14 protein-coding genes are annotated in these 21,549 nt (G+C 33.6%); 10 read left to right on the plus strand and 4 right to left on the minus strand.

The features are described 5' to 3' along the window. Nucleotides 1-174: 174 nt before the first annotated feature. Both Q0871_RS04130 and Q0871_RS04135 read right to left on the minus strand, forming a co-directional pair. A complete protein-coding gene (locus Q0871_RS04130; protein ID WP_299318213.1) occupies nucleotides 175-621 on the minus strand; it encodes a hypothetical protein in 447 nt (148 codons plus the stop codon). A gap of 190 nt (nucleotides 622-811) precedes the next feature. Beyond that, nucleotides 812-2,671 carry a sodium:proton antiporter gene (locus Q0871_RS04135; RefSeq protein ID WP_299318216.1) on the minus strand — a complete coding sequence of 620 codons (1,860 nt, stop codon included), beginning with the start codon at nucleotides 2,669-2,671 and terminating at the stop codon, nucleotides 812-814. Between the two features lie 318 nt (nucleotides 2,672-2,989). Between Q0871_RS04135 and Q0871_RS04140 the strand changes: the two genes are divergently transcribed. The 10 genes from Q0871_RS04140 to Q0871_RS04185 all read left to right on the plus strand — a co-directional run bounded on the left by Q0871_RS04140 (nucleotide 2,990) and on the right by Q0871_RS04185 (nucleotide 19,559). Then, entirely contained in the window at nucleotides 2,990-3,673 is a 684-nt protein-coding gene (locus Q0871_RS04140; RefSeq protein WP_367275132.1) for a universal stress protein, read from the plus strand. Nucleotides 3,674-3,675: 2 nt separating this feature from the next. After that, a complete protein-coding gene (locus Q0871_RS04145) occupies nucleotides 3,676-5,898 on the plus strand; it encodes a SulP family inorganic anion transporter (RefSeq protein WP_299318219.1) in 2,223 nt (740 codons plus the stop codon). Nucleotides 5,899-6,188: 290 nt separating this feature from the next. Next, a complete protein-coding gene (locus tag Q0871_RS04150) occupies nucleotides 6,189-10,754 on the plus strand; it encodes a PAS domain S-box protein (protein WP_299318220.1) in 4,566 nt (1,521 codons plus the stop codon). After that, entirely contained in the window at nucleotides 10,738-11,157 is a 420-nt protein-coding gene (locus Q0871_RS04155; RefSeq protein ID WP_299318223.1) for a response regulator, read from the plus strand. The genes Q0871_RS04150 and Q0871_RS04155 overlap by 17 nt, the downstream gene beginning before the upstream one ends. Nucleotides 11,158-11,319: 162 nt before the next feature. Next, nucleotides 11,320-12,180, plus strand: a complete 861-nt coding sequence (locus tag Q0871_RS04160; RefSeq protein WP_299318226.1) for an MBL fold metallo-hydrolase — start codon at nucleotides 11,320-11,322, stop codon at nucleotides 12,178-12,180. A 51-nt stretch (nucleotides 12,181-12,231) separates the two neighbouring features. Then, nucleotides 12,232-13,881 carry a S8 family peptidase gene (locus Q0871_RS04165; RefSeq protein ID WP_299318227.1) on the plus strand — a complete coding sequence of 550 codons (1,650 nt, stop codon included), beginning with the start codon at nucleotides 12,232-12,234 and terminating at the stop codon, nucleotides 13,879-13,881. 16 nt (nucleotides 13,882-13,897) lie between these two features. Beyond that, a complete protein-coding gene (locus tag Q0871_RS04170) occupies nucleotides 13,898-15,751 on the plus strand; it encodes a M1 family metallopeptidase (RefSeq protein ID WP_299318230.1) in 1,854 nt (617 codons plus the stop codon). A gap of 72 nt (nucleotides 15,752-15,823) precedes the next feature. After that, nucleotides 15,824-16,207 (plus strand): ribonuclease P protein component, encoded by a 384-nt coding sequence (rnpA, locus tag Q0871_RS04175; RefSeq protein WP_299318236.1) that lies wholly within the window; start codon nucleotides 15,824-15,826, stop codon nucleotides 16,205-16,207. Next, nucleotides 16,188-17,816, plus strand: coding sequence for a S41 family peptidase (locus tag Q0871_RS04180; RefSeq protein ID WP_299318238.1), 1,629 nt, complete (start codon nucleotides 16,188-16,190; stop codon nucleotides 17,814-17,816). The genes rnpA and Q0871_RS04180 overlap by 20 nt, the downstream gene beginning before the upstream one ends. Nucleotides 17,817-18,053: 237 nt before the next feature. Beyond that, a complete protein-coding gene (locus Q0871_RS04185; protein ID WP_299318240.1) occupies nucleotides 18,054-19,559 on the plus strand; it encodes a peptidase S10 in 1,506 nt (501 codons plus the stop codon). A gap of 23 nt (nucleotides 19,560-19,582) precedes the next feature. On the opposite strand, the gene Q0871_RS04190 is transcribed toward Q0871_RS04185, so the two are convergent. Continuing rightward, nucleotides 19,583-20,212: a hypothetical protein gene (locus tag Q0871_RS04190; protein WP_299318243.1), complete on the minus strand. Its 630-nt coding sequence runs from the start codon at nucleotides 20,210-20,212 to the stop codon at nucleotides 19,583-19,585. 99 nt (nucleotides 20,213-20,311) lie between these two features. Further along, nucleotides 20,312-21,505 carry an SH3 domain-containing C40 family peptidase gene (locus Q0871_RS04195; protein ID WP_299318244.1) on the minus strand — a complete coding sequence of 398 codons (1,194 nt, stop codon included), beginning with the start codon at nucleotides 21,503-21,505 and terminating at the stop codon, nucleotides 20,312-20,314. Nucleotides 21,506-21,549: the final 44 nt, after the last annotated feature.

Below are 21,549 nucleotides of genomic sequence, written 5' to 3' on the forward strand. Positions count from 1 at the left end.
AGTCAACCTCTTATTCTATAAAGTAGATTCTGCCCAATTGGGATAAAAAAAGGATAAGTTAGGTCTATCTCTAGTATGAGGGTATTTTTAAAAAGGTGTAAACGGGTGTTCTAGTTGAGAACTAGCTAATTAGTACATGTGCGATAGAAAACAACTGGAACACCCGCATAAAATTTAATTTCTTTGGCAGGCCAATTCTCTAAAGACTTCTTCATCTGTTGAGTTTTCTTCTAACAATGATATTACCGTTTCTAATGATAGGCCTTCAAAGCCTTCTACAATAGACCCATTTACAGTAATTTCATCTCCTTCTTGGCATACAGGAAAATCTTCAACGTTAGGTCCCGAGCACTCATAACAGTCACCAAGTGCATTGAATTCTCTTTCAAACTCTGCACACAATTGCTCTGCTACATCATTAAATTCAAAATCACTTGGTAGGGTGATTAAATCTCCAATTGCTTCTCCATCACTTTGAATTCTAATTTTACCAGCCTCTTCTTCACAGATTTCAACTCCCTCTACATTACATGCTACACACTTATTTACATCGCTCTTATTGCATGATGCTACGATAATAAATAATACAATAATTGACACCGTTTTTAATAAATTTTTCATCTCGAATATTTTAAATGGTTAGTTTATTTTTCGAGATAAAACTAGCCCCGAAAGGGCTCTTAGACAATACCATAAACAACGTATTTGTGCCTACTGGTTTTCCATTAGTTTTGAAAATGATGAAGTAAAATGATGCTATAGACCTTTAGCAAATCTATTGCTTAACATTTAAAAGAGTGAAAATGTGCTATTATGAATTCTCTTTGGCTTCTTCCTTATCAGGGTCTTCAAGAGGGAACATTTTACCCAAGTATGCCAATTTGTATCCTTTTTGAATGTCTGTGAACTCTTTACTAAATGCAGTAATAATATGTATTTCTCCTTCTGGATCTAAGAGAAATAAAGGAACAATATCTGCATCGGCCTTTGTTATTTCTATTAAACCTTCGTAATGCTCTGCATCGTGAAGTTCAATTTCATGTATAGCCGGATACTTTCGTGCCGCTTCTGTCAATTTAATAAAGTCATCGGTGTGTGAAAACAACCCTTCTTTTGGATTATTCTCTGGATCTGACATTTCATCTGCATCTACCAATCTAAAGGAACCGTTTTCACCGAAAGCATCTTGAAATTTATCTATAGCATACTTGTTTATATCTGAGTTTGCGGTTAATGCCATCAAATAACCAATATCGTTAAGTTCTATATTATCGGTTAAATTATCAGAATAAATGTTTGCTGATATAGCTTCTAATCCTAATTTATTTGCTTTTTCAATATTAGACTGGTTATTGTCTATTAGTACTACATGCCTGTCGTTTTTATGTAAATACTCTCCAATTAAACGAGATACTTTTGAGGCCCCTAGAATCAAAATCCCTTCAGACTTATTAAGAAAGACACCTATTAGTTTAGCAAAAATTCTAGCTGTGGTGGCATTTAATAAAACCGTACCCAAAACTATCATAAACACTAACGGAGTAATGTAATCTGCTCCTGGCTCTCCCCTAGCTATTAATTTAGAACCAAATAAAGACGCAATACCAGCGGCCACAATACCTCTTGGACCTACCCAGCTGATAAAAAGCTTTTCATTCAATTTTAAATTAGAACCAATAGAACTTAAGAAAACACCAAGCGGCCTAATGACTAACACAATAGCTAAGAACAGCACTATGGTTTTCCAAGTATAAATTAATTCTAGATCTGAAATATCAATATTAGCAGCCAATAAAATGAATAGTATAGAGATTAAAAGAATGCTCAATGATTCTTTAAAATAGAGTAATTCTTTAATATTCGGCAAATTGGTATTACCCATTACCATACCCATAACAACCACCGCCAATAAACCAGATTCATGTGCAAAAACATCTGACATGACAAAAACACCCAATACAACAGATAACGAGACTACATTCAATAAATAATGTGGAATAAGGCTCTTTTTGATTAAAAAGGTTAGTGCGTGTGCAAATGTGAAACCAAAGGTAAAACCGAATAACAGAATTTTGCCGAACTCAACTAATGCAGTCATGGTATAAGCTTGACCTTCGCCAACACTTATAAACTCATAGACCAATACCGCTGCCAATGCACCAATAGGATCTATTAGAATTCCTTCCCATTTTAATATGGCAGAAACGTCTTTTTTAAGCGGAATATTCCTTAAAATAGGGGTAATTACCGTTGGTCCTGTCACAATTATTAAGGCTGAGAACAAGAAACAAAGTTGCCATGAAAGTCCGAATAAAAAGTAGGCTGCCAATGCTGCTCCAAAAAAGGTTGTTAAGCTACCTAGGGTAATTAACTTGGTTATTACCGGACCAATATTTTTGATCTCAGAACGCTTTAGTGTGAGTCCGCCTTCGAATAAAATGATGCTTATTGCCAAAGAAACAAAGTAATACAAACTATCCCCAGGAAAAAGACCCTTGGTTCCGTTCCAAATTGGCTCGATAATTTTAGAATGATCTTCGGTATACAATGTAGAAATTGGACCAACGATTAAACCTATAAGAATTAATGGTAAAATTGCGGGTAGTTTTAAGCGCCATGCTACCCATTGAGCAAGTATTCCTAAAATGATAATTCCTGCAAGTTCTAGCATACATTTTATTTTGTATAAAAATAACAATTAAACGGCACTATATAACATAAAGACCAAGGGAAACAGTGCATTTTTGAGTACTAGTTTGGACAGTGCCAATTCACTTGTAATTATTTAGCCCTATCTTGTTGAGCACAACATTAGAACCAACTACTTATCAAGTTATATAATTCCATTTTATTCGGATTTGCATTTTCGCCTTCACTCAAAGTAAATATACTAGAATCTAGCCGCATTGCATATTACTTAAACTGCAAACTTATTCTTCTACATGTAGGAGAAAAGACCGCTGAAAAATCTGCCAAGATTAATCAAATAATTTCTGAAACGGAACAGTCTAATGACACTATAGAGGTTGTTTGGAAAGAAGGTAATCCAGAAACAATTATAACCAAAACTTGTATTGATTTAAAAATTGATTTGTTGATTTTAGGCGCCTTGCAGCATGAAAATAAGTTTCAATTTTATGTGGGCTCTATTGCCAGAAAACTTACGCGTAAAGTTCATTGCTCTGTTCTGCTATTAATTAAACCTACAGAAAAAAGAGTGCCTTGTAAGCATATTGTCGTCAACGGTCTAGATGCTCCAGAAACACCTATGGCCATTGAACATGCTTTTTATGTATCGAGCCTTTTAGGTGCACAACAAATAACCATTGTTGAAGAAATTTTACCGAAAGAAATACAAGTTGATGTAGAGGACGATAGATCCTTAAAAAAGGCGAACATTATTAAACAACGTATTAGACATAGAGAAGATTCTAGGGTCAACACAATAGTACGTTCACTGCCAGAGAATATAACCAAAGATATTAAGGTAAAAACACAAAGTATTTTTGGAAAAAGAGGGTATTCTATTGGGCATTATGCCGAGGTGGTTAGAGCTGACTTATTGGTTATGAACGCACCTATAAAAACAAGTATTTGGGATCGAATATTTCCACATGATATTGAATATATTCTATCTGATTTACCAACCGATTTATTAATTGTTAGAAAATAAATTTGACAGCTAAAAAGCATAATAATTCAAACTTTATAGCCACGCTTCCAAAGAATTTATTTTCTGGTTTCGTTGTTTCATTAATAGCCTTACCTCTTGGGTTGGGGCTTGCTCTTGCGAGCGAGGCACCACCTATATCAGGTATTATCGCTGCAGTTGTTGGCGGTATTGTTGTGTCGATTCTTGGAGGCTCTAATGTAACCATTACAGGACCTGGAAATGGCTTGGTCATTGTCCTTTTAGGTGCTATTACAACCCTTGGCGTTGGTGATCTTTATGCTGGGTATTTATTTACACTTGCGGCCATTGTTTTTTCAGGAATTCTAATGTTATTACTAGGGTTTCTAAAAATGGGGCGACTAGCAGATTTCTTCCCTGCATCGGCTATTGAAGGCATGTTAGCTGCCATTGGTTTAGGTATTCTAGCCAAACAATTCCATATTATGATCGGGCATAATAATGAACATGGTAGTATTATTCTTCTGTTGTTACAGATTCCAGAGGGAATAATGGCTCTTTATCAAAACTATCATATAGAAGAACTTATCGCTGCAGCTATAGGTGTAATTGCCCTATTAATTATGGCGAATTACTCTAAAATCAGAAATAAATATTTACATCTGATACCGGCACCCATGTGGATTCTAATTTTGTCTGTAGGGTTCAGTTACATATTTGTTTCATTGGGACTACCTTACCCTTTACAAGAAGAATTTTTGGTTAATATACCAGACAACGTATTGTCGAACTTGGCTTTTCCTGATTTTTCAAAAGCTTTAGACCTTGATTTCATAACTACCGTTTTTGCCATTACCCTTATAGCAAGTATAGAATCATTATTGAGTATAAAGGCGGTAGACAAACTTGACCCAGAACGAAGAAGATCAAATGTAAACAAGGATCTTAAAGCTCTTGGGCTTGCCACATCGCTTAGTGGATTGGTAGGAGGGCTTAACGTTGTAACCGTTATTGCTAGAAGTTCTGTCAATGTTAATAATGGCGCTACGAACAGATCTGCAAATATTTTTCATGCCTTATTTCTGGTCATTTTTGTATTGCTTTTTCAAGACCAATTAAGACGAATTCCTTTAGCTGCCTTGGCGGCGATATTAGTGTTTACCGGTTATAAACTTGCGACTCCGAAAAATCTACAAAAAGTTGCTCGCATCGGTAAAGAACAGATTATTATATTTTTAGCCACTCTTTTGACCACATTGTTTACCAACCTAATATCAGGTATTGCGATGGGTATATTGGTTACTTTCATTATTCATGTAGTATTGAATAGAAGTTTATCTCTTTTTATAAATCATTTGACCAAGCCAAATATTTTAATGTTTAAAGAGAAAGATGCCGGTAATTATTATATCAGCGTTAAGTATTTTGCCACTTTTCTTAATTTTTATAAACTAAAGAATAAGCTAGATATCATCCCAGAAAATGAAAGTGTTATATTAGATTTTTCGAACTGTAGCTTTGTAGATCATACGGTTATGGAGGGTTTAGAAAACTATGTAGATACATTTACAAAAAAAGAGGGGAGTATTGAAATTATAGGTTTGGACAAGCATGGTGCCGACTCTAAGCACCCGTTTGCTATTAGAAAAATATTACCGTTCAACAAACTAGGTTCTATAGAAAAATACTTTACCAAAAGACAGCGCCTTTTAAAGACAATGGCAAAGGAATATCAATGGTCTTATGAGCCAAAAAGGTCTGATAAAACTAAGTTTTTAAACAAGTTTATTTTCTTTAAAAATAGAAGAGTTCCTTACTTCTACAACAGCTTTTACGATAACACCAAAACCTTTCATATGTTTGATGTAGAATTTAACGAAGGGGAGTTTATTGCCAAAGAAGTGGTTAAAACTACTATTCTACATATTAAACTGAAACATAAAATTCCCGTATTTTCTTTGGACAAAGAAGGGCTTTTAGATTTTGTATACGGCATGGCGGGGTTTAAAGATATAGAATTAGAAAACCATCAAGATTTTAATAAACGTTTTTTCTTAAGTGGAGAGAATACCGAAGACATTCACGATTTGTTTACCAATGAACTTATTCTATTCTTAGAAAGCAACCCCTATTATCACATAGAAACCAATGGTACTTCTATCTTAATTCTTAAAAAAGAACGTTTATTAAGTGTTAAAGAGATAAAGGCGATGCTCTATTTCGGTAAACAACTCAATCAGCTTCTTTGTGATAGCGTAACTGTTTAGTATTGTTTTGTTTCATGTTAGTAGCCAAAATCACCATATTTAAGCTGATTTTACCACTAATTAGTTAAACAGTTTTAATCGTTACTTTTAAAAAGTCTAATTTCTAAAGAGACTATCATCTAGTGCGTAGATGGTAAGTGTATTAGTTACACTAAAATAAATCTTACAAAACACGAAGAAAAAACCTCTTTATAAGAGCGACTTTTTTAACTTAGTATATCTTGATGGTTTAAGCTGTTATTATCAATGCTAAAGTGTTAAGTGATATTGTATAATATATATTAATAAAAATGTCTGATACCAACACCCGGTCTATCTTTAAAAACCCAGTATTTTATGGGTTTTTTGCATTTTTAATCGTGTTAATTATAACTCAATTCGTTGCCTTTCAAAAACACCAGCTTCATCAAAAAACAGAACAACAAGAAATTGAGCAACGTGTTTCTAAATTAAAAATAGACTTACAAGATATATTGAGCCAAAGCTTTAATGCTACGCAAACCCTAGCCTTTATAGTTGAACACTATGGTATACCTAATGATTTTGATAGTGTAGCTCAACTGCTATTAAATAGTAACAATAGTATTGATGCATTAGAACTAGTAAATAAAGAAGGTGTAATAACACATGTATACCCCTTAAAAGGAAATGAGGTTTTAGGATTGAACATTTTAAATGATCCGGATAATAAATTTGGTGCTAGAACTACAATAGAAAAAAAAGACTACTACACCGCCGGACCAATTTATTTGAAACAAGGGGGTTCAGGAGTAATTGGTCGTAGACCATTATATAAAAATGGAGAATTTAATGGTTTTGTGGCGGCAGTAGTACGTTTGACCACAGTAATTAATGCTGTGCAATTAGACTCCATTGATAATAAGCATTTTTCGTATCAATTAGTAAAAATCAATTCTGACCAAACAGAAGAAACCTTTTATTCTTCTAAAAATATTTCTAAAAAAGGTGCTACAACCTTACCACTTACTACTAGCCAAGGAGAGTGGAAATTATATGTTTATTTGAATAATAGCAATGCCAATTCAACCACCGTATTATTTGCTGTTTTAGGCATATTACTATCTTTAGTATGTGGTATTCTCTCATGGTTTCTAATGAGACAGCCCACAAAATTAAATAAGCTAGTTGATGAAAAAACAGCATTATTAAAATTAAGTCAAGAGAGGTATAGGTTACTAATAGAAGAGGCTTCTGATATTATTATTTTAAGTGACTTTGATGGTAATATTCTAGAGATCAACCCTTATGGTATTCAGTTATTTGGCTACACCAAAGAAGAATTGTTAACCAAAAACTTAAAAGAACTTGTAACACCTGAAGAGTCTAACCAACAACAGGCTCGTTTTTCTGAAATGAGAGAAGGTAAAACGGTACGTTTAGAAAGAAGATTGGTAAAAAAAGACAAAACTTTATTTTACGGAGAGGTTTGTGCCAAAAAATTAAATGAGACAACCGTTTTAGGTATTATCAGAGATGTTACCGAAAGAAAGGAGCTTGAATTAGCAGCCGAAGAAAACTTGGTAAAATTCAGTAAAGCATATAATAATCGTTTTGTCGGCATGGTTATTAAAGACCATAATAATCGTTTCGTAGATGCCAATTCTTATTTTTTAGATTTAATAGGTTATTCCTTAGAAGAAATTAAGGGTAAAACCATTCCTGAACTTGGTTTAATTCATATTGATGAAACGTTAAAAACAAATCCTATTCTCAATGCTTTTACATGTTCCGATAGGGTAGACAAAATTGAGGTTGAATTCATATCTAAAAAAGGTAGAAAATTACATTTAATTACGTCAATTGAGCCCTTTGAATATTTAGGTAAAAAACTAAGTCTAAGTACCTATATAGATCAAACCGAAACAAAAAAAGCCAACCAGGAAATTTTAAAAAGCGAGAAAAAATATAAACAACTTACTGAACGTATTTCAGATGCATTTGTCGCTTTTGATCATGAATGGTGCTTTATTGATATTAATGCTAAAGCTGCTAAGTTAGTAGGTATAAACATTGAAGAAATGCTTGGCAAAAACGTTTGGGATGAATTTCCCGAATTTAAAAATTCTGAAGCCCAAACTATTTTCAAAAATGTTATGGCAAAGCAAGATTATACCTATTTTGAACAATATCACGAGAAATTTGATTTATGGATTGAAAATCACCTTTACCCATCGCCAAACGGTCTTTCTATATACTTTAGAGATATTACCAGTAGTAAAAAAGCTGACCAAGAAAAACAAAAATTAATTTCTGTAATTGAAAATAGCCCTGGATTTATTGGCTTGGCAACTTTAACAGGAGAGCCTTTGTTTATTAATGATGCAGGTAAAAAAATGGTAAATTTACCTAGTGATGTTAATTTTAAAAACACCACAATATTTGATTATTTTAAAGATGATTATAAAGACATTATAGAGCATACCCAATTGCCGACCATAATAGAAAAAGGTCTTTGGACAGGAGAGGTGCCTCTTAAAAATTTTAAAACTAAAACAACAATTCCCCTAGAATTTTCTGGCTTCTTAATCAAAGACAAAACAACTAACCAACCAATTGCGATAGGTGCTATTGGTTTTGATTTAAGAGAAAGTAAAAAAACTCAGAAAGAAATTCTTGAATTACAAGGCAAAATGGACGCTGCCATACGAATTGGTAAAATTGGATATTGGGATTTTGACATAAAAACCGAATCATTTATTTGTTCTCCTTTAATGTACATTATTTATGATTTGGAGCCAGATGCAACTTTAACGATAGCATATCTTGAAACTATTATTCATCCAGAAGATCTAGAATTGCATCGACAAAATGTAAAAGCTATAATTATTGACAAAATTTCCCATGCCTTTACATACAGAATAATCGCTAAAAACGGCTCTATCAAATATTTAATGGTTGATGTTGAAGTTATTAGAGACCCCGATAATTTGGCGGTTACCTTTAGAGGTACCGTAATAGATATAACGAAACAGAAAAAGGCAGATTTTGAGATAATCGATCTAAAAAATAAGATGGATATTGCCATGCGCATTGGCAAAATTGGTTATTGGGATTATAATTTTAGTACAGAAAAATTTTATTGGTCACCAAGATTGTACGCTATATATGATGTAGACCCAAATACCGAAATAACTTTAGCATTTATAGAAAGCTTAATGCACCCAGATGATTTAGAAAGCCACAGAAAGCTGCTAAAAAGTGTAACGTTTGATGTTGATACGTATTCTATTTCATATAGAATAATTCAAAAAGACGGCTCTTTTAAATACATACTTGCAGAAATGGAGGTTGTTAGAGCTGAAGATAAATCACCTATTAAATATAGGGGTACTATCATTGATATCACAAAGCAAAAAGAAGCTGATAACGAAATACTCTCGCTACAGTCTAAAATGGATGCTGCTATACGAATTGGTAAGTTCGGATATTGGTATTGGGACATGAGTGGCGATGTTATCGAGTGGTCAAAAGAAATGTATGTCATTCATGAAGTTGACCCAAACACTGTAATGACCCCAACTTTATTAAGAGAGATTATTTATAAAGAAGATCTTGGTCTTGTAGACACTAAACTTTCAAAAATTAAAGATGAAGACAATACAAATCCAAATTACTATAGAATTCAATTAAAAGATAAATCAATTAAATACTTTTTAGCTTATTCTGAAGTAGAATATAACGATAATGGTGAACCTATTATATATCGTGGTACTTCTATGGATATTACCAAAAACGTATTAGCAGAAGAGGCATTAAAAGAAAGCCAAGAGAAATTCTCTAAAGCCTTTCAAACGAACCTTATGGGTATGCTTATTTTAGACGAACAAAGACAGGTAATTGATGCTAATGAAACTGCATATTCCATTTTAGAAACCTCCAAGAAAAAATTAATTGGTAAAATAATTTTAGAATCTAAAGAGATTACCATCAATTTAAAGGAGCGAAAAAGACTTTGGAAAAAACTTATTAATGAAGGTGAAATTATAAACGAAGAATATAAAATTGAACTTAAAAACGGAGTGAAGAAAACCCTTATAATGTCTATTGCCCCACTGCGCTTGAAAGATCAAAATAGTTATTTGGTCAATATTTTTGATGACTCAAAAAGAAAAGAGGCAGAGGGTAATTTAGAGACCCAATTTCATGAACTTCAAAAGACAAATTCAGAATTAGACAGTTTTGTTTACAGCGCTTCTCATGAGTTAAGAGCCCCTTTATCTTCTGTATTAGGACTAATTCAACTAATACAGATTGAAGATATTGACCCAAAGTTATTTCAACATTTAAATATGATGAAAAAATCTATCGAAAGATTAGATGACTTTATCAAAGATATTATCGAATATTCTAGAAATAAACATCTAACCCTTAAGTTAGATTCTATAAATTTTAGTACTTTAATCGAACATTCTCTTGAGAGTTTATGGTATTTAGAAAACACCAATAAAATAAACATAAAAGTCAGTGTTAGTGATAATGTAAAATTTGTATCAGATAGTAAGAGAATTTCAATTATATTGAATAATTTTATATCTAACGCAATTAAATATCATGATGTTTCTAATAATGATGCCGCTATTTGGATCCAAGTAAAAACCAACAAAAAAGAAGCGGTTTTAATTATAAAAGATAACGGTGTTGGTATGGAAGATGACCAACTAGAAAAGATATTTGAAATGTTTTACAGGGTATCTTCTAAGGTAATGGGATCTGGTATTGGGCTGTTTATTGTAAAAGAAGTACTGTCTAAATTGAATGGAACAATAGATGTAAAATCGAAAATAGGTGAAGGATCAACGTTTACTTTAAAAATACCAAATGAATCAGGTAAATAATAATATGGCTAAGGATATAAATATTTTATTGATTGACGATTCGGATGTGGATAATTTCATAAATAAAGCCATTATTTCGAAAGAGGACAATATTTCACAAATTACTACCATGACCTCTGGGCATGAAGCGCTAGCTCATTTAAACAGTATTGTAGACGATACCGAAGCATACCCTGATGTTATTTTCTTGGATATTAAAATGCCAAGAATGAACGGATTCGAGTTTTTAGATGAATATGTTAAGTTACCAGGCTCACTTACTAATCACTGCAAAATATATATATTAAGTTCTTCGATAGATACTTTAGATTCTGAAAAAGGAAAAGACTATCCTGTTGTTAACAAACATTTGATCAAACCTTTGGCGCACCATATTATTGGTGATTTATTGCGAGAAGATTAGTTTTTTGCATATTTGTTCAATCGTCTAAGCTCTAATACTTTTACAACTTATTTTCATTTAATACCACTTACACCTTCAATAAGTATTAATATTTTAAAGGTTAAATGATAATACTTTCTTAATAATTCTAGGATCTCATACACTTTTATTATTTTGCTCCTTATGAAAATTTATCCTGTTGAAACCGGTAATTTTAAATTGGACGGTGGTGCTATGTTTGGCGTAGTTCCAAAGGTAATTTGGCAAAGAACAAATCCCGCAGACAACAACAATTTAATTGATATTGCAGCAAGAAGTCTTTTAATTGAAGATGGTGATAGGTTAATTTTAGTTGATACAGGCATGGGTAATAAACAGTCTGATCAATTTTTTGGCTATTACTATAAATGGGGCGATTTTACCATAGATTCTTCTTTAAAAAAACATGGTTTTCATAGAGATGATATCACCGATGTTTTTTTAACCCATCTTCATTTTGATCATGTTGGTGGTGCCATTCAGTGGAACAGAGATAGAACCGGATATGAACCTGCCTTTAAAAATGCTAAATTTTGGACCAATGAAAAACATTGGAAATGGGCAACTGAACCCAACCCAAGAGAAAAAGCTTCTTTCTTAACAGAGAACTTAATACCAATGCAAGAAAGTGGTCACCTGACTTTTATTAATCATACCGACGGCGAATTTTTAAAAAATAGTCCTCTAGGTTTTGGTATTCGTTTTGTAGACGGACATACAGAAAAGCAAATGCTACCGCAATTTTCATATCAAGGCAAGACCATTGCCTATATGGCAGACCTTATACCTACCGTAGGTCATATTTCATTGCCTTATGTTATGGGGTATGATACTAGACCACTAATGACAATGACAGAAAAAAAGATGTTCTTGAACGAAGCTGCAGATAACAATTATTATCTGTTTTTTGAACATGATGCACATAATCAATTATGTACATTAAAGCACACAGAAAAAGGTGTTCGTTTGGATCAGGTTTATACGTTCAATGAACTCTTCAATTAACTATACACAATCATATTTAACTATAAATAAATTACAAAAAGTTACCCTAGTATGACAAATACATATTTAAAATCAATCTTCGCATTATCAATAGCTGCGGTCTTAACCGGGTGTGGAAGCACAAAATCAGTTGGAGGAAGCGGACTAGTTCTTACTCCAGTTGAAAACATAGATGCTACGCCTTTAAAAATTTCTGATCTTACTACTAGTGAAAAGAATAACTGGGGACATTTAGATTTAGTTACAGATACTATACCTGGTATGAGTGTCGATAAAGCGTACAGCGAAATCATAAAAAATAGAAAAGGAACAAAAACAATTGTTGCCGTACTCGATTCTGGTATTGATTTAAATCACGAAGACCTTGTTAACGTATTATGGACAAATTCTAAAGAGAAAGCAGGTAATGGTATTGATGATGATGGTAACGGCTACATTGACGATATACACGGTTATAATTTCTTAGGCGAGTCATATAATGAGCAGTTAGAATATGTTCGTATGCTTCGTTTAAACATTGGTGACGCCGCTACGCTATCTAAAGCTAAAACTAAATTAGATGCTAAATACAATGAGGCTTTACAAGGTAAAGAGCAGTATGAATCTATATATCAGGCTGTAAAAAATGCAGATGAAGATGTAAAGAAGTATTTAAAGAAAGACACCTATACTAAGCAAGATTTATCAACTATCAAAGCTACAGATGAAGCTATGCAACGTAATGTTGCCATACTTAATCAAATGTTCGGTATTAATGAAACCATACCGGGTGTACTGGAAGATTTAACTAACGGACTTAAATATTACACTGAACAACTTAACTATAATCTTAATAAAGACTTTAATGGTAGAGAACTTGTAGGTGATGATGCCTATGATTTTACCGATGTAGATTACGGTAACGGAAACCCTAAAAATAGAGTTGATGATGAAAGTCACGGTACTCACGTAGCGGGTATTATCGCTGCTGAACGTAATAATGGTAAAGGTGTAAACGGTGTTGCCAATAATGTAGCAATTATGAGCATTAGAGCTGTACCTAATGGTGATGAATACGATAAAGATATTGCAAGAGGTATTCGTTACGCTGTTGATAATGGTGCACGAGTAATAAATGGTAGTTTCGGTAAGTCTTTTTCTCCAAATGCTAATTGGGTTAATGATGCCATAAAATATGCTGCAGATAACAATGTGCTTTTTGTACACGCAGCGGGTAACGATGGTGCTGATTTAGACAATCCTATTAACGCTAACTTCCCTAATGATCAAATAAATAACGGACCAGAAATTGCTGACAATGTAATTACAGTTGGTGCTTTGAATCCTAAATATGGTTCTGAATTGGTAGCAAGCTATTCTAATTATGGTAAAATAAACGTTGATATTTTTGCCCCAGGTACAGATATCTATTCTACGTACCCTAATAACGATTACGAATATTCTCCGGGTACTTCTATGGCTTCACCAGGTGTTGCTGGTGTTGCTGCATTGGTAATGTCTCAATACCCAAGTTTAACGGCTGCTCAAGTGAAAAAAATAATTCTGCAATCTGGTTTACCTATTAAAACGAAAGTAGTGTTAGGCAAAAATACGGGCAAAAGCGGTTCTTTAGATGAAATTTCTACTTCTGGTAAAATTGCTAATGCATACAACGCACTAGTTTTAGCTAGTAAAGTAGCTGCAAAACAGGTTAAATTATAATACTTACACAACTCATATGACTAAATCATTTTTTACGTTTCTAACAGCAATTTTTTCAATAGGATTGCTGGCACAAAACAAGACAGATTATTGGCAACAACATGTTGATTATACCATGGCGGTTGATATGAATGTTGACAATTTTCAATATACCGGCACACAAACTTTGGTATACACGAATAACTCTCCTGATGAGTTAAAACGTGTTTATTTCCATTTGTATTTCAACGCTTTTCAACCTGGTAGTGAAATGGATATTCGCCTGCAGAGTATTGCAGATCCAGATGATAGAATGACTACTCCCGATAAGAAAAGTAGAATTGCTTCTCTTACCGAAAGTGAAATAGGATACCTGCATGCGACCTCTTTAACACAAGATGGAAGTAAGGTTACTTTTTCAGAAGAAGGAACCGTGTTAGTTGTTGATTTGGCTAAGCCTATAGCGGCTGGTGCAAAGTCTACTTTTAATATGGAATTCAAAGGTCAAGTGCCTTTACAAATTAGACGTTCGGGTAGAAACAGTGAAGAAGGTGTTGCTTTATCAATGAGCCAATGGTATCCAAAATTGGCGGAGTATGATTTTGAAGGTTGGCACGCAGACCCATATATAGCTCGTGAGTTTCAAGGTGTTTGGGGAGATTTTGATGTGAAATTGACCATTGACAAAGAGTATACCGTTGGTGGAACAGGTTATTTGCAAAACCCAAACGAGATAGGTCATGGGTATGAAACAACTGGCACTAAAATCAAAAAACAAAAAGGCAAGACATTAACCTGGCATTTTAAAGCGCCAATGGTTCATGATTTTATGTGGGCTGCAGATCCAGAATACATTCATGATATTCAACAAGTACCTGACGGACCTGTGCTTCATTTTCTTTACAAAGACAATCCTGAAATTTTAGAGAACTGGAAAAACCTTCAACCTAAAACCGTTGAGGCTATGCAGTTTTTTAGCAAAAACATTGGTAAATACCCATATGACCAATATTCGGTTATTCAAGGTGGTGATGGTGGTATGGAGTATGCAATGTCTACTTTAATAACTGGTAACCGTAAATTTGGTAGCCTTGTTGGTGTTATGGCGCATGAAATGGCGCACTCTTGGTTTCAACATATATTAGCAACAAATGAAGCTAAACATGAGTGGATGGATGAAGGGTTTACCTCTTTTATTTCTAAACTTTGTATGAGTGAAATAATGGACTACGAAAAAGAGAATCCTTTTGAGGGTACATACAAAGGGTACAGAAACTTAGCTCTTTCTGGTAAAGAACAGCCTCAAGGTACGTATGCCGATCGTTATGCTCTTAACTTTGCTTATGGTGTTTCTGCATATAGTAAAGGCTCTATATTTTTATCTCAATTGGGCTATGTTATCGGTCAAGATAAATTGATGGAAACTATTCGTCAATACTACGATGAGTTCAAGTTTAAACACCCAGTGCCTAACGATATTAAACGTGTTGCAGAGAAAGTGTCTGGTTTTGAATTAGATTGGTATTTAACCGATTGGACACAGACAACAAATACTATTGACTACGCAATTAAAGAGGTTGCTGCATCAGAAAACAATACTAACGTAACTTTAGAACGTATTGGTTTAATGCCAATGCCTATAGATATTTTAGTGGTATATAATGATGATTCTAGAGAAACCTTTTATGCACCGTTACGCATGATGCGTGGTGAAAAAGAAAACCCTTATGAGGGTATTGAAAGAACTGTTATTGAAGACTGGGCTTGGGCTTACCCAACCTATAATTTTACTATTAACAAACCAATGTCTTCAATTAAAGCAATTGTTATTGATCCTTCGCAATTAATGGCAGATGTCAATTTAGAGAATAATGTTTGGCAAGCAGAGTAGTTTCTTCTTCTAAACTTTAAGATATTTACGCCCCCTCATTGGGGGCTAATTCTTTTTAATACTTCTTTTATAATGGATGCATCCTTCGGAAAAAAGGAAAAACTAAAAAGTAAAATACTCATCACCCAATTGTTCGAAGAGGGAAGAGGTGTTTCCGTATATCCGTTGAAATTAATTTACCTTTCCGTAGAACAAAAAGAAGTGCCTATTAAAACAGGGGTTACCGTATCTAAACGAAATTTTAAAAGTGCAGTCGATAGAAATAAGATTAAACGGTTACTTAGAGAGTCTTATAGACTTAATAAAGCGCCGGTTTTTAACAATACAGATGCAAACTTTGCGTTTCTATTTTTATACCTTGGTAAGGATATACCCACCTTTGAGCAGTTAGATCATAAAATGAAGCTCGTTTTAAACAAGTTTAAGCTACAGATTGATGAAAAAAATAATAAGTAAAAAAGTACTTGTACCCATAATTGCCATCGCTTTTCTATTTGTAGGAAGTAGTTATAAAAGCGACTTTTTTGAAATAGCCAAACAGATCGAAATCTTTACCACCTTGTTCAAAGAATTGAACATGAACTATGTGGACGAAACTAACCCAGCAGAATTAATGGATACCGCCATTAAAAATATGCTGAACGAATTGGATCCGTATACCAAATTTTTAAACGAACAAGATGTTGAAACGTATCGCATAAACAATGCTGGCGAATATTCTGGTATTGGTGCTATGGTGCGTTCTTTTGATGATAAATTACTAATTATTGAACCACACCAGGGATATCCCGCAGATAAAGCAGGATTGAAGGCCGGTGATGAAATAATACAGATAGGCGATATCAAAGTAGCCGATTTTGAAGATAACGCAAGTGAGCTTTTAAAAGGGGCTAACGGATCTACGATAGATGTTACTTACAAAAGACAAGGTAAATTAAATACTACAGCTATTACCCGTGAAGGTATTGAAGTAGATGCTGTTCCTTTCTTTAAAATGATAGATAACAAAACCGGGTACATTGTTTTAGCAAAGTTCAACGCCAAAGCAACAGAACAGACCAAATCTGCTTTATTAGATTTGAAAGGAAAAGGTGCAGAAAAAATCATCTTAGATTTAAGAGGTAACCCTGGCGGATTATTATCTGAAGCTATTAATGTGACTAACTTATTTGTACCAAAAGGGGAATTAGTAGTAACTACAAAATCTAAGGTTAAAAAGTTCAACCGAGAATATCATACAAATAACCAACCCGTTGATGAGGAAATTCCATTAGTGGTATTGGTTAATGGTAGTAGTGCCTCTGCCAGTGAAATTGTTTCTGGCAGCTTACAAGATTTAGACAGGGCAGTAATTATGGGTGCCAGAAGTTTTGGAAAAGGCTTGGTGCAACGCCCCCTTAAATTAACTTATGGTACACAATTAAAAGTAACCATTTCTAGATATTACACCTCTTCTGGTCGTTGTATACAATCATTAGATTATTGGAACAGAGATGAAAGTGGTAAAGCGGTGCGCAATACTACCTTTAACGATTTTACTACTCGTAACGGTAGAAAAGTACAAGATGGTGGCGGTATTTTGCCAGATATAGAAGTAGCTACTTCTAAAACAAATGACCTTACTATAGCATTGTTACAGAATAACGTCATTTTCGATTATGCTACCAACTACCATTATGCACATAAGTATAATACTGTTGCTGATTTCAAATTTACAGATGCTGATTTTAACGCTTTTAAAAACTATGTAAAGCAAAGTAGTTTCTCATTCGAGACCAAGGCAGAAGAAGCAATCAAAAAAGCGCTCTCAGGCGATGAAAACGACTTTTTAGGCTCAGATGTTAAGGATAGCTACAAAACCTTGTTAGCGAACATAGAAAAAGGTAAAATCAATGCGTTGGACAAATACCAAAGTGAGATTCAAAAGAATCTTGAAGATGAAATCGTTAAACGTTATTTCTACAGAGATGGTTTATACCAATATTACTTAAATAATGACGACGCTATTTTAGCTGCTACCGAATTATTAAGTAATAATTCTAAATACAGTGCTATCTTAAAATAAAATAGCTCTTAAGTTATCTTTGATTTCTAATTAGTAGTTGCATGCTATTTGTTGGTCCTTCTTTTAACCTGGCTTGAAATAGGTATTCAAAGTACCATGAAACAATCTTGGTTTTTTAAGATTGTTTGTGGATTTTGCAAATGAAACATATTCCATTCAATGCCAGTATAACTGTTCATTTATTATTCCTACTTTTAATAGAACAAACTATCAACACCATCAATACTTTTACTCCAAATGAGAAATCTACTATTACTAGCTAGTTGTCTTTTAATTCTTCAATCAACAAAAGCTCAAGAATCAAAAAAAGAAACTAAAACTAAATCCGTACCAGAAGCAAAATCTTTTATAACTAAACACAAAGGTGTTTTTGGCGGCACATCTATTGATTATACCACTACGGCAAAAGAAACTTTTTTAACTAATAAAGATGGAGATTCTATTGCCGCTTTTTGGTCTGTTGCTTACACCAAAACTAATATGGGAAATGTTACCAAAAGACCGGTAACTTTCGTTTTTAATGGCGGACCAGGATCTGCTTCGATGTGGTTACACATGGGTTTTTTCGGACCTAAAATTGTAAAAGTAGATTCTGATGCCAAATCTGATGATGGCGCAGCACCTTATAATTTAGTAAACAACGACCATGGTTTACTTGATGTCACCGATTTAGTTTTTATTGATCCCGTAGGTACCGGTTATAGTCGTTTGGTTGGTAAAGGAGAAGGAAAAGATTTCTACGGATTAAAAGAAGATGTGAATTCTTTTGCTCAATTTATTAGAAAATGGGTAACTGAAAACGAACGTTGGTTTTCACCTAAATATTTAGCTGGTGAAAGTTATGGAACCACACGTGCCGCAGCACTTGGAAAAGCGTTAGAAGGTTCTGGTCAAAATATGGCACTTAACGGAATGATTTTAATATCGCAAGCATTAGATTATGCCGGTTCTACTTCTATAAAGAACAATATTACTTCGTTCATTACCTATTTACCAAGCATGGCTGCCACAGCTTGGTATCATAAAAAAGCAGGTCAGGGCAAGTCTTTAGAAAGCTTTACACAAGAATGTAGAGATTTTACATACAATACCTATATACCTTCTTTATACAAAGGCAATTCTTTAAGTGAGGTTGAAAAGAACACAATAGCTGAAAAGCTTTCTTATTTCACAGGATTGGATAAAACCTATATTCTACAATCTAATTTGAGAATATTAATGGGTCGTTTTCAGAAAAAGCTATTAGAAGACAAAGGGTTTGCTATTGGTAGACTAGATGGTCGTTTTATGGGTGATGAGGAAGATAAAGTTTCTGAAAATCCGCATTTGGGCGATGCGGCAAGTTATCAAATAAGTGCTGCCTATACTGCTAGCTTAAATCATTATTTCGCTTCAGAATTAAAGGTAAAAATGGATAGACCATATATAACTTCTGGTGGTGGATCTAATTGGAGATGGAGAACAGTACCCGATGGAAAATATTGGGAGCCGATGCCAGTAAATACTGCCCCAGATTTAGGTGAAACCATGCGTAGAAATACAGCTATGAAAGTAATGGTAGCGAGTGGGTACTATGATTTAATTACTCCGTTTTTTGATGCTGAATATACTTTTGATAGAAACGGAATAGTAAAAGAGCGTGTTGAAATGAAGTATTATGAAGCGGGACATATGATGTATACACATGAACCAGATTTTATTAAACTAAGTAAAGACATACGCGAGTTTATTACTTCAGATTAATAAAAACAGATAATACATTAGTACTATTTTTTAAGAATAAGCACATGCTGCTCATTACATTTTAGATTATAAAAATTAACAATGTCTCTAATGTGCTTTTTCTTATATTCTTTATTTATAATTTTCTCCACCAAAACCGGACAATCTGAAAAATAAGCTGAAGCCTCATTCTTAAAATTCTTACTAAAAAGTTGATTAGACCCCAAGTGTGTAATTTCTCCATTTACACCTCTTCTAACGTAAAGATTTTTAATATCGTAATAATTCCCGTGAGCCATATTCATTTGACCGTTTACACCACCTACAAACATGGGTGCAGAATATCCGGTTTGTTCTAGAACATATAAATTTACAGCACCTATTTCTAGTTCTCTTACTACATTGAAATATCCTTCTCGAGTTTCTAAATAAATATAAGTAGAGGGTTTTTCTTTATCATTTATGACTACCTGTTCAAGGTTATCGAAATGATATTTTTGTGCCTTATCTCCTTTAAAATTTTTGAATTTTACCTGGTCTCCATTTATAAGTTTAGCTAAACCTTGAAGTTTAGTTCCGTCCTTAAAATATATTGTAGCAGCATCGTTTTGAGCGATGGCAAAAGATGATCCTACAAAACAGCAGATTAAAACTAGAAGAATTGTTTTTTTCATAGTACGCAAATGATCGTTCTATATTAAAACGAGCTCATTATTACTATGTTATATTATTTATCTTAAAATCGATGAAACACCTCTTTTAAAATAAAGGGTTTAATCTTTAATCGGTTTTGTAAGGTTTAAATTCTGAAGCAATGGGTCTTCTTCATTTAACAAGCGCTGGGTTCTTAAATATCTACCTACATTAAATTCATCATAATTTGGCGAATCTTTATCAATACTGCTTATACGTACCATTTCAGATGAATGTATAAATTGATTGTCACCGATCCACATACCTACATGAACTACTTTCTCTGAGGTCGTTGCTGTTGCTTTTCTTCCGAAGAACAATAAATCTCCTTTCTGTAATTTACTAAAATCTGCAATAGAATCTATAGGTTTACCAGTGTGCACTTGTTGAGATGCATCGCGCGGAATTACCATACCATTTAAATAATAAATAGTCTTTGTGTAACCACTACAATCAACGCCTTTTGTAGAAGTACCACCCCATAAATACGGTACACCCATTAAGGTTTTTGAAGTAGCAATAAGTGAATCTGCGTTATAACTTAAATTTGATAACCAAGTATCGTATTCTTCCGCTTCGTCTTTAAAAATATACCCCTGTCTACCATCTGGAAATTCAATTTTAAAAAATTCATCATCACTACTTAATAGTTTTAATAAGCTTCCTGCAACAATATCTGATATTCTATTCTTAGTCTCTTCAGAATTAAATGCATGCCCATAAGTATCTGTGTAAATAATTTTATCTGCAGTTGTCCACCCGTTTATATCATTCGCATTCATTAATTGTATTCCGCCTGGATCTACCCATGCTAAATACATGTCTGGTGTCTGTATCAAATACCAATCTCTATCTTTTTTTAGCACGTTAACAACAGTACCCAAAGTTGCTTGAGTTGCTAATTCTGCCGAATGTTTAGGGTTGCTTCTAAGGTTTGCAGCTGATATGTTAATAACTGCTTTGGTCATACCCTCCAACTCGGCGCCAGGTAAAATTTTAATATCGTTAGTGGCTTTTATTCCCTTTTCCTTTAAAAGACTATTTAAAGAATCTACAGCTAATGGTAAATTAGTTTCACCAGTTAAAGTAAAACCAGATGGTCCATCTAACACTTCTAAATTGAAAAGAGCAATACGCTTATCGGGTGCAAAAGTGCTTTTTATGATTTCAATTTCTTTGACCAATAATTTCTTTTCGTCAATATGTACACTGCATGCTGTATTTAAAGCAATCAAAATCAACACAAAAGACCTCTTTAAGATTATTCTCTTCATCTGTAAAATAATTTCTAATAGTATTAGCCTTGTGAAATTATGTA

The organism is uncultured Maribacter sp. (assembly GCF_947500985.1).
Taxonomy (GTDB): Bacteria; Bacteroidota; Bacteroidia; order Flavobacteriales; family Flavobacteriaceae; genus Maribacter.